General features: G+C 50.4%; 5 protein-coding genes. 4 read left to right on the top strand and 1 reads right to left on the bottom strand.

Features of this window, described 5'->3' with window-relative positions; genetic code table 11:
• The first annotated feature begins 431 nt into the window (after positions 1 to 431).
• The 3 genes from IT781_RS21080 to IT781_RS21070 are packed head-to-tail and all read left to right on the top strand — an operon-like array spanning position 432 to position 4,879.
• Positions 432 to 2,540 carry a c-type cytochrome gene (locus IT781_RS21080; protein ID WP_194972142.1) on the top strand — a complete coding sequence of 703 codons (2,109 nt, stop codon included), beginning with the start codon at positions 432 to 434 and terminating at the stop codon, positions 2,538 to 2,540.
• Between the two features lie 43 nt (positions 2,541 to 2,583).
• Complete coding sequence (locus IT781_RS21075) at positions 2,584 to 4,035, top strand: hypothetical protein (protein WP_194972141.1); 1,452 nt, start codon at positions 2,584 to 2,586, stop codon at positions 4,033 to 4,035.
• A 58-nt stretch (positions 4,036 to 4,093) separates the two neighbouring features.
• A complete protein-coding gene (locus IT781_RS21070) occupies positions 4,094 to 4,879 on the top strand; it encodes a hypothetical protein (RefSeq protein WP_228779334.1) in 786 nt (261 codons plus the stop codon).
• Positions 4,880 to 5,234: 355 nt separating this feature from the next.
• Here the strand turns inward: IT781_RS21070 and IT781_RS21065 are convergent, their stop codons facing one another.
• Positions 5,235 to 6,509: a triacylglycerol lipase gene (locus IT781_RS21065; RefSeq protein WP_194972140.1), complete on the bottom strand. Its 1,275-nt coding sequence runs from the start codon at positions 6,507 to 6,509 to the stop codon at positions 5,235 to 5,237.
• Positions 6,510 to 7,229: 720 nt separating this feature from the next.
• Between IT781_RS21065 and IT781_RS21060 the strand changes: the two genes are divergently transcribed.
• Complete coding sequence (locus IT781_RS21060; protein ID WP_194972144.1) at positions 7,230 to 7,727, top strand: hypothetical protein; 498 nt, start codon at positions 7,230 to 7,232, stop codon at positions 7,725 to 7,727.
• The last annotated feature ends 105 nt before the right edge of the window (positions 7,728 to 7,832 follow it).

Raw genomic sequence — 7,832 nt, 5'->3', positions numbered from 1 at the left:
CAACGACAAAGTCCCTCGGTAATTAGTCCGTCAGTTTCCCTCGGTAATCACACTATTGCAGATTCAATCAGCATTTCCATGCCAAGGCGATAGAAGCGTTGATTCGCTAACCGTATATATTTCGAATCAAATACACAATATGTATGAATACCTGTATGTACTAAATCGCATTTGATAGGCATCTCGCTCAAGGTCGCTACGTTGTAAGTAATTGCACGAATGGACGTCCTTCGAGTCAGCGCCCTATATTCATCATCTCCAGTTTCGGCTTTCAAATTTTTACTAGCTAATAATCATATTAAAAACAATTGGATAGGAATTTTTCCCGATTGATATCGTGTTATTTATTGGTAAATATTCGATGCCGTTTCACACCACATCCGTTCCCTTGCTTTTTCCTTCAAGGAGCGTGGACGTTAAAACGGTTGTTTATGAGAAAAAAATCATTCCGTTTCTACAGAATAGCCGCTGCAATCCTGTTGCTGGTCAGTCTGGTTCTGATGCAAGAACCTGCGACGGCTGCACAAGAACGTCCTGATATTTGGCGAGTTTCGCCGCGTCTGGCAAAAGTAGAAAATCCGATTATGGCCGATGCATCCTCTTTGGCCACAGGCAAGAGTCTGTATCTGCGCGAATGCCGACAGTGCCACGGAGAAACCGGGAAAGGGGATGGATCAATGGCCGCTTTTCTGGGTAAGAAAGTGGCAAACCTGACCAGTCCTGAGGTTTTAGGGCAATCTGACGGGACAATCTACACGAAAATCAGAACGGGCAGAGCGCCTATGCCCGGCTTTAAAAATTCCCTCGCCAAAGAGGAAATCTGGCATCTGATCAATTTCATCCGTTCCGGATTCGGGCACAAAGGCAATTCATCCGGCGCTGGGCGAAATACAGCCAGCAATGCCGATGATCAGCCCGGGGAAAAAGCTCACAACGAACTATTCAAAAAGTCCGAGTTTCCTTCCGCTCAGGCGTGCGGCGCCTGTCATCAACAAATCTACCGCGAATGGTCTGTGTCTCGTCACGCTTTTGCGCAGATAAGCCCGACATTCCTGGCTTACCAGGCGACGTTGGTGAAATTGACCAAAGGCACCTTGGGCGACTTCTGCGAGCGCTGCCATACTCAGGTGGGCATGTTTTCCGGCGAGCCGATTCTCACCCGCAACAGCAACCGTTCGAAAGTGGCTTTGGAAGGGATCACCTGCGTCGTCTGCCATCGGGTTCCTGAAGCCTACGGTAAAATCACCGGGCGGTTTCCGCTTGAGCCTGGCGATATCAAAAATCCCATTTACGGTCCCCGAAAAGGGGATGAGCTGTGGCGCGTGTTCGATTCGCATCGGGATAATCCGCCCAGAACCCATCGCGAAGCGCGCCTTCTCGAACAGGTTTCCCAGCCGGGCTTCTGCGCTCGCTGTCATGATGTACGTTTAGTCAACGGCATCCGCTTTGAGGATCTGTTCAGCGAATATAAGCAGACGCCGGCGGCTGAAAAAGGATGGACCTGCCAGGGCTGCCATATGGGGCCGACTTCCGGCGTTTTCTCCGAGTACCCGCTGGCTTCGGCTGCGGTCGTCCGCGGCGAGAAAACCAGGCCTGCCCGGCGCACCAACCATATGTTTCCAGGCCCCGACAGCTCCGTAGTGCATCCCGGCATCTTTCCCATCAACCCGGAGGCGCAGGAGTTTGCCACGCCCGAAGAATGGCTGAGTTTTGACGTCGAAGCCGGCTGGGGTACGGAAAAATTCGAAAACAGCGTTGCCAAGGATGCGGAATTTCCGGGCATTTGGGCCGATCCCGAAGAACGCAAGGCGGCCAGGGAAATTATCGATCAGCAGCTAGCGCTGTTGGCCGAGAACCGAGCGCGCGCCACGACCTTACTGCGTAACGGATACGGTCTTGGCGAAGTCAAGATTCTTGAAAAAGAGGATGGGCTCAAGTTCGACGTCGAAGTCAAAAACTTGACCGAAGGCCACAGTGTGCCTTCGGGGCTGATTGCCGAGCGCAACGTATTCTTGCAGGTGACGGTTACCGATGCCGGCGGCGCCGTGCTTTTTCGCTCCGGCGATCTCGATCCTAACGGGGATGTGCGCGATATCCATTCTTTGTATGTGCATAACGGCGCCATGCCGAGGGACGAGCAGCTGTTCAATCTGCGCTCTCCAATACTAGTTGGCACTATTCACGGAGGCGAGCGCGAGCAGGTGATACCGGCCAATTACTCTTTGAATCCACTGATTTTCATGCGCCCCGCGGATACGCCGGCGGTATTGTTCGGCGGCATTCGCGACCTTCGGCTGCAAAAGAAAAGCATAGAGGCGCTGGGAAATCGCTGGGCGAACTATTCTGTTGAGCCCGAACTCCTCACCGGCCGCAAGCCTTATCGAATAAACATCAAACTCGTGGCAGGCCAGCTTCCTCCGCATTTAATCAATGCCATCTCGGGAGCGGGCTTTGAGTACGGGCTAAGTGCCCGTGCGATCGGGGATAAGCTGGTTGATCTTTACCGTGTGCTTTGGGAGCGAGATGTTATTGTCGAATGAATCCAGTGCATGCCGGCGTTTAAGGGGGTTGTTTTGGCTGGCTATGTTCACTATCGCCGAAAGTCCTCATGCGGTAGCGCAGGATGGCAAGCAGTCAAGCTTACCAGAGGCCCGGAATCAAGCGCTTCCCACTGCCGAAGGCCGTAATGCCGTCAATTTCTACCACAGTCCGACTGAAACAGTGAGCGGCGAAGACCCGTTGCGCCTGTCCAATAAGATTGTTCAATACCCGGTCGATCCGGTGGATCGACCCGATCCTCTTATAGAGATCGGCGACCCTTTTATCGGAAACGGGCCGATCCGGCCGGGATTCAAGACCTTCACCGGCCAAATGCTCCAGCCTTCGTTTTTATTGTTCGGAACATTCCGCACCGCTTTCCAGAGTTTCGAAAAAAACGGCAGAAATAACCTGGAATGGGCCAACCGGCTCGATTTGAACGGCAACCTGAACCTTTCGGGAACAGAGCGGCTGGTCTTCTCCATGCGGCCGCTCGATCGCGAAACCGGGGATTATACCGGCTATAATTTCGAACCCAGCGATGATGACGGCTGGCGGGAAGAACTCAACGGCAGGCTGACCAAGCTCTATTTTGAAGGCGATTTGGGCGAGATATTTCCAGGTCTTGACCCGACTGACTCCCATGCCTATGACATCGGATTTTCCATTGGCCGTCAGCCGATCAAGCTCCAGGACGGGATGTTGATGAACGATATCATCGATATGGTCGGAGTCACTCGCAATTCGCTGGTGTTTGACGGTATAGCAAACCTGCGTTTAACAGGTGTTTATGGCTGGAATCGTCTCAATCGCGGAAGCAGCGAGCTCGGCGATAACCACTACCATTCGGCAAACCTGTTCGGTCTGTTGTCGGAAGCCGATACCGCATTGAACAATACCCTGGCCCTGGATTTCATTTATGTCGCCGACGATCAGGATGAAAATGCCTGGTACATGGGCATCGCATCGACCCAACGCTTTGGCTGGCTGAACTCGACGTTCAGGGTTAACGCCTCCATCCCTGAACACAGCTCATCAAAGAACGTAGGGAGCGGCGCGCTTTTGCTGTCTCAATTGTCCAGCACGTTGCCTGGTTCCGACGATGTCGTCTATTTCAATACATTCTGGGACGTCAACCGGTTTACATCGATTACGCAAAGTCCGGATGTGGGCAGCGCCGTGGCAAACGTCGGGATTTTGTATGGCCCGGTGGGCATGGGCCGTTACGGAATCCCGCTCGGGCAGCAGATCGACGATACTGTTGGTACGGCGCTCGGTTATCAGCTGTTTATCGGCGGTATCGATGACCAGCTTATCTTTGAAGTCGGCGCCCGTACGAGCACTCAAGAGCAAGAGGAAGGCGCAGTGGGGTTGGGTGCCCGCTATCAGCGCGCTATCGGCCGCCACCATGTGCTGCGCCTGGATGGCTTTGTGGCCGGCCAGGAACGGGAGAATGTCTCTTACGGGCTGCGTACAGAATGGATGGTCAAATTCTGAAGCCGTTCAGCAATTGGACAACCGAGTATTTCATAATCATCGAGCAAGGAAAAAAGCTATGGGTGAAACTAATTACCGTTCAGGAATCGATCGGCGTTCCGAAGCTTATGGATATAATGCGGCCTATAGACGTTTCAGACACATTTCCGTCAGTGAACGAATTTTAAATACGGCTTTTCTGCTGACTATTGCGATCGGTTATATGGTTGCCCTGGCGAATATGTATTACACGCATCAGAGCCGCGACGGTATAGCCGGCTTATCCATAGACGATGTGATCATTGCCTATCACGGCTCAAACGATCAGACTCGGTTGGGCGCAGCGATAAAAGGCATTATGGAGCCCAATTTAAAATATAAAAGCGATAAGGACGTCATATTGAAATGGATACAAAATGGCGCAAAAGAGCCGGAGTACAACGATCACATTGCCCCCATCCTGAACCGTGATTGCATCATCTGCCATGCTCCGGCCATTAATCCGTCCTTGCCGGATCTGACCCATTATTCGGGTGTGGCAGAGGTTGCCCATGCCAGCGGAGCATCGCTGCCGTTTCTGATCCGGATTTCACATATTCATCTGTTCGGCATGGCTTTTCTTCTATTTTTTATAGGCAAGACCTTTCTGCTTTGCGATCTGAATAATATCGTCAAGAGAGTTTCGATAATCATCCCTTTCGCTGCAATGCTGCTGGATGTCCTGTCGTGGTTTCTTACCAAATCCTTTCCCGCGTTTGCCTATGTGGTCGTCGCCAGTGGCGCTTTGATGGGGATCTCTATGGGCATGCAGATTCTGGTCAGCATTTATCAGATGTGGTTTTATCCCAGGAATAAATTTAGATAGGTTTGCTGCAAACTGAATGGATAAATGGCTACACATGCGTAGCATCAGTCCCTGGTTCCCACGGTCCTCAGTGGGAACGAGGAAACCGCCGCTTTTAGCGGCGGTGCTCGGCGCGGCAAACGGTGCTTGTCATAACATCAGTTATTAATTGCTGGACGCATTATGCTATCGCAGAAAAGAAAGGGCTAGATTATCAGATACGGCCAATGCCATCAGCCGTTCAAAATTTGACGCCTACAGGCGTTATGCAAACCTGTGGGGCGACTTCGCCTAAAGCGCCTACTGTTGGCAGTCGCCCCACAGGTTTTAAAATCGCTTGTTTCGGCAGTTGAACAGAAGCTGCGTAAGTCCTGGCCTATTGTAAATTCTTCAAAATTTCCCCCCCTACGCCAATATCTGTCGTTTCACAGGTATGGGTTTCGCCTAGTTCTCCGATAGTAGGGACATCTATTTTATTGCCGCATTCTTCCCGGAAAGGAACCGCAATCCTGACCGATTTCTGCTGGGGAAGAGTTCTTGCCACAGTATTCAGATCCTGGTCAGTGTCCGATACGATGCCATCCCCGTCTTTGAAATCTATTAAACCGACCAGAGTGGACTGACCCGTTGCAATGATCGAAACATAGGCTACATCGGGCGGTAGGGGATGAGCAGTTAAGTTGTTAAGAATGTTCAAAGCGGAACTGTCTGGCTTTAAATCTTCGATTGCCACACTGTTCGGGTCTATATCCGTAGATACCAGATCGCAAATACTGACGCTGCCGGTAATATCGGGAATACCAATACTGGTGTCATTGCACGCTTCGGCCCAGAAGCTTCCCTGGTGCGGCGCCCCAACGGTAATGAGTTTCGCGACATCTTTTCGATAAGGTATTGTCGCTGCGGCATTTGACTCTCGCGCCAGGCCTTGCAGGTATTCCCTGGCTGCAAGCGCCCCCATGCTATGGCTCACCAGAAGAACCTTGGTCTTGCCTGGATTTGCATCCAGGACCGCTTTGATGACTGCAGCCAGTTCGCCCCCTTGCGCATCGAGGGACAAACCCTGATTATCAGTGAAATTCAGCGTATAGAAGTCGCCTGCATTGCCTGTGCACTCAACACCGGGAGCGGACGGGCAGGTAATGCTGGCTGTTCCGGTGGCCGGGTCGTAAGCGGGGATGCCGCCGAATGTCCAAAGGCCATTGTTTATCAGGTAGTCTCTAAAGAGCACCCAAGTTTCTGCAGAAGACGCTATGCCATGAATGAATATGACCGGATAAGGCCTTTCCCCGCATCCCGACGTTCCCAGCCAGGTCGATAAATTGCCTACATCCTGCAAGGTGCCGTCCGGCCTCAGGTAATACACATGGTTGTCGGCGGAGGACACGCCCAGATAAGCATTGGTGCCCGTGTAATGACGGTAGGTGTAGGGTGAGGAAAACTGCGTGCCTGAAACCGGCGGTGAAAAAAGATTGGGATAGAATGTTTGCGCCCAGTTGAACAGGCATTCTATGTTATTGAGTGTCGGCTCGGCATCCGCAGCGTGTGCCGGGAAGTTAATAGCCGCTGTTGTGTTGCAGATCACTACGAGAATTATCAACCTTAATATCTTCGCGAGTGAGGAATAGCCTATGCGTTGTTGGTTGTTCATAGTCTTACCCCAAAGGCATGTGAAGCGATTTTCGCTTGTCTGTTTCTTGCCGTTGTTATTCGGTTTCTGTTGAATCAACCGGCAAAGTTTCAAAATTCGTGAGATTGTCCTAGTACTCAGTCAATCCTAACTTGACGGGTAAAAGTAAATCCGTTCGTCCTGAGCTTGTCGAAGGATGAGCGGATTTACGCCCAGCCTATTGACCCGACATATCAATACTGACTGAGTGCTGACTCCTCGATTGCTCGCTTTTTTCTCTGATTGGCCAGTTTTGTGTACTGTATTGGGATTATTATCCCTTGTCTTTCAACATTAAAATCGGCGCAAATACCTAAGCAAAACTACGCAATAGCTTGTCGGCATCGTGCAAAAGTTTTCCATGCCTGTGAGTGTGCCGGAATTAATGCCTTCGTTATATTTCGGATCAAAGTTTTATGGGCTAAAGTGACAGAGCTGATGAAGCATAGTCACTCAGGCCATTCAGAAAGTATTGCGGTTATTTAAGAGTGGCTTTCTGAATTGATTAACTGATATTAGGCATGGGCTGTTTTTTATCTCGCTTGCTGTGGTAGCGATAGGTTGCTAAACCGATTTTCAATCGGCTCACAGCATAACTTCATCATATGGATATGTCCTCGTAGGTATGAATTTACTTGTGCCCCTTGCGGGTATTCGCACTAAACACCAACGGCTTATACCAGCAAATCGCTATGTTGCAATATGAAAACAGCCAAAATCATCAACATTGAAAAATGGACGCAAAGCGAAGAGGCCAGTCCTCTGAAGCTGGCTGAACTGCCGTTATCTGTTGAGGAAATTGAAGCATGCATCGGACAGTGTTTTGAGGAATATACCGAACACGGATTGGGAAGTTGCTACCGGGCATTTATTTCTATCGACGGCAAAGAAGTATTCATGCGAGGGGTTGCATCAAAGAGCAACAAAGAACCGGGCGTAATAGCTCAGGTTTACAGCCACGAAGAAGACCCCGGCCTTGTTTTGACTTATGTATGCGAGCTATTAAATATCACTGAAAAAGACATGCGCTGGGTTACGGAATTTTTATCGGAACCAAAGTTCGTGCTTTACAGGATAGATGCCAATGCCAATGAAATTGAAATGAAGCGCTTTCATCTTGAGAGTTCAGCTAAGCGGGTGGCGGAAAAATACAGTAAAGGCGGCCATAAACAGCTTTATCTGGTGCGTCGCGCAACATGAGAGGTGAATACTCTTTATTTCGGGGCAAAATGCAAATGAATGATTGTTTGAAAAATGTGATTACCGAGGGAAACTGACGGACTAATTACCGAGGGACTTTGTCGT

The organism is Methylobacter sp. BlB1 (assembly GCF_015476545.1).
Lineage (GTDB): Bacteria > Pseudomonadota > Gammaproteobacteria > Methylococcales > Methylomonadaceae > Methylobacter.
Note: the sequence above shows the minus strand (reverse complement) of the source record. Positions and strands in the feature narration are given on the sequence as shown.

Bases quoted from the DNA above. Each gene is read 5' to 3' on its own strand.
- IT781_RS21080 (WP_194972142.1), top strand. From the start codon at position 432: ATGAGAAAAAAATCATTCCGTTTCTACAGAATAGCCGCTGCAATCCTG.
- IT781_RS21075 (WP_194972141.1), top strand. From the start codon at position 2,584: ATGTTCACTATCGCCGAAAGTCCTCATGCGGTAGCGCAGGATGGCAAG.
- IT781_RS21070 (WP_228779334.1), top strand. From the start codon at position 4,094: ATGGGTGAAACTAATTACCGTTCAGGAATCGATCGGCGTTCCGAAGCT.
- IT781_RS21065 (WP_194972140.1), bottom strand. From the start codon at position 6,509: ATGAACAACCAACAACGCATAGGCTATTCCTCACTCGCGAAGATATTA.
- IT781_RS21060 (WP_194972144.1), top strand. From the start codon at position 7,230: ATGAAAACAGCCAAAATCATCAACATTGAAAAATGGACGCAAAGCGAA.